Raw genomic sequence first — 2,576 nt, 5'->3', positions numbered from 1 at the left:
CAGCCCGACTACGCCGACAACGTGTGGCCGGATGTGCCGGACTTCGAGCAGAAGGTGCAGACGTACTTCGGGGAGGCCGCTCGCGTGGCCCGCACGATGACGAGCATCTTCGCCGACGCGCTGGGACTCGAGCCGGACTTCTTCGCGGACCGCACCGGTCACTCGCTCGACGTCTTCCGCATGAACAACTACGCGCTGCCGCCCGGCACCGACGTGACCCTCGACGGCGACCTCACCGGCATGGGCGAGCACACCGACTACGGCATCGTCACGATCCTGTGGGCCGACCAGGTGCGCGGACTGCAGGTGCTCGGCGCCGACGGCTCGTGGAACGACGTGCAGCCCGAAGCCGGCGCGCTGCTGATCAACCTCGGCGACGTGACCGCGCGCCTGACCAACGAACGGTGGATGTCGACGCTGCACCGCGTGAAGCCGCCGGTGATCGACGGCACCATCGAGCGCCGCCGCAGCGCGGCGTTCTTCCACGACGGCGACGTCGACGCCGTCATCCGCACCCTTCCCTCGTGCATCGACGACGAGCATCCCGACCTGTACGAGCCGGTGACCGTCGGCGAGCACATCGCCGCCAAGCTCGCCGGCTCGCGAGCCGGTGTGCGCAACGTGACAGCCGAACGCGAATCGGCGCGGGTGCTGGCCAGCAAGCGCTGACCTCACCGGCCGCCGTCGGCGTATGCCGGCGGCGGCATCCGTTCAGATCGTCGCGGACTCGAGGAACAGCAGCGACATCGGAGCGACCATCAGCAGCCCGAGCACGGCGGCCACGATCGACCAGACGAACCTCGAGTGCCGGCGTGCGCCGACGACGATGCCGATGATCGCGAGCACGAGGACGACGACGCCCAGCATCGCCAGCAGCGGGATGATGATGATCCCGAGCCACCAGATCGCGTTCATCTCCGGCACGAGCCCGATGAGGAAGACCGCGAGGGTCGGCAGCAGTCCGATTGCGGCGACGATCACCGCGACGATGCCGAGCACGTCGCGCTTCCGCGCTGGCGGAGCGTCGACCGGCGTGGTCGGCTCGGTCGTCATGGGCCGCTCGGCGTCCGGGTCGGGTGCTGCGGGAGTGGTCATCGGGTTCCCCTCTGGTCGGATGAGATCCTAGGGCCCCGGTGACCCGCGCCGCGCGTGTTCGCCCACGCGTGTCAGTGGAAGAGTCGGCGCCACACGTTCGTGTCGGCGAGGTCGAGCAGCTCATCCCCCCGCCCGGACATCACGGTGCGAAGCGCATACAGCGCGAAGCCCTTGGCCTGAGCGGCGCTGATCGACGGCGGGATCGACAGCTCCTGACGCGCGACCGCTACATCGATGAGGGCCGGACCCGGTTCGGACAGGGCTCGCTCGAGGGCGCCGCGCAGCTGACCCGGCTCGTCGACGCGGATGCCGGTGATGCCGACCGACTCGGCGACGGCGGCGAAGTCGGGGTTGTCCAGCCCGGTGCCGAAGTTGACGATGCCGGCCGCCTTCATCTCGACCTCGACGAAGTTCAGCGAGGAGTTGTTGTAGACGACGATCTTCACCGGCAGATCGTTCTGGCGAAGCGACAGCAGATCGCCCATGAGCATCGCGAGACCCCCGTCGCCGGCGAGGGCGATCACCTGCCGGTCTCGGTCGACTGCCTGCGCACCGAGCGCGTGCGGGAGGGCGTTGGCCATCGACCCGTGGGAGAAGGACCCGACGAGGCGGCGACCGGAATGGATGTGCAGATAGCGCGCCGCCCACGTCACCGGCGACCCGACGTCGGGCACGAACACCGCGTCGTCTGCGGCCGTCTCGTCGACGACGCGCGTGAGGAACTCCGGGTAGATCGGCGTGTGTCCGTCGTCCGTGGCCAGCTCGTCGAGCTGCGCGCGCGTCTTGCCGTAGTGCTCGACCGCCGAGCGGAGGTGATCGCTGTCGCGGCCGACGCGCAGCATCGGCAGCAGGGCGCGCGCGGTCTCGCCGACATCGCCGACGAGGCCGAGGTCGATCGGGGCGCGCCTGCCCAGCTGCTCACCGCGCACATCCACCTGGATGATCGTGGCGTCCTGCGGGTAGAACTGCCGATACGGCAGGTCGCTGCCGAGGATGAGCAGCGTGTCGCACTTCTCCATCGCCCGGTACCCCGACGCGAAGCCGAGAAGACCGGTCATCCCGACGTCGAAGGGGTTGTCGTGTTCGATGTGCTGCTTGCCGCGCAGGGCGTGCACGATCGGTGCCTGGAGCCGGTCCGCGAGCGCGACGACCTCGTCATGGGCACCCGCGACCCCGGCGCCGGCGAGGATCGTCACGGCGTCGCCGGCATCCAGGAGCCTCGCAGCGGCCTCGAGCTCGCTCTCGGCGGGAACGATGCGCGGCCGGGTGGCGTGGATGGCGGCCGCGGGGCGTCGCTCGGGCGCCTTCTCGAAGAAGATGTCGCCGGGCACGACGACCACGGCGACGCCGCGCTTCTCCACGGCCGTGCGCATCGCCGTCTCCAGCACCCACGGGAACTGAGCCGGGTCGGAGATGAGTTCGCAGTAGTCGCTGCACTCGCGGAACAGCTCCTGCGGGTGGGTCTCCTGGAAGTAGGTGGA

3 protein-coding genes are annotated in these 2,576 nt (G+C 69.8%); 1 reads left to right on the top strand and 2 read right to left on the bottom strand.

All coding sequences use genetic code 11. The features are described from left to right. Positions 1 to 669 (top strand): isopenicillin N synthase family dioxygenase (locus B4E30_RS06645; RefSeq protein ID WP_286794145.1); only part of this gene is annotated, 669 nt, incomplete at its 5' end. 42 nt (positions 670 to 711) lie between these two features. Here the strand turns inward: B4E30_RS06645 and B4E30_RS06640 are convergent. Together B4E30_RS06640 and B4E30_RS06635 are read right to left on the bottom strand one after the other, a co-directional pair. Continuing rightward, entirely contained in the window at positions 712 to 1,095 is a 384-nt protein-coding gene (locus tag B4E30_RS06640; protein WP_286794143.1) for a hypothetical protein, read from the bottom strand. Between the two features lie 71 nt (positions 1,096 to 1,166). Beyond that, on the bottom strand, positions 1,167 to 2,576 hold a 1,410-nt coding region (locus B4E30_RS06635; RefSeq protein ID WP_286794141.1), incomplete at its 5' end, for a thiamine pyrophosphate-dependent enzyme.

It is taken from the genome of Microbacterium sp. UBA3394 (genome assembly GCF_002358725.1).
Lineage (GTDB): Bacteria > Actinomycetota > Actinomycetes > Actinomycetales > Microbacteriaceae > Microbacterium > Microbacterium luteum.
Note: the sequence above shows the minus strand (reverse complement) of the source record. Positions and strands in the feature narration are given on the sequence as shown.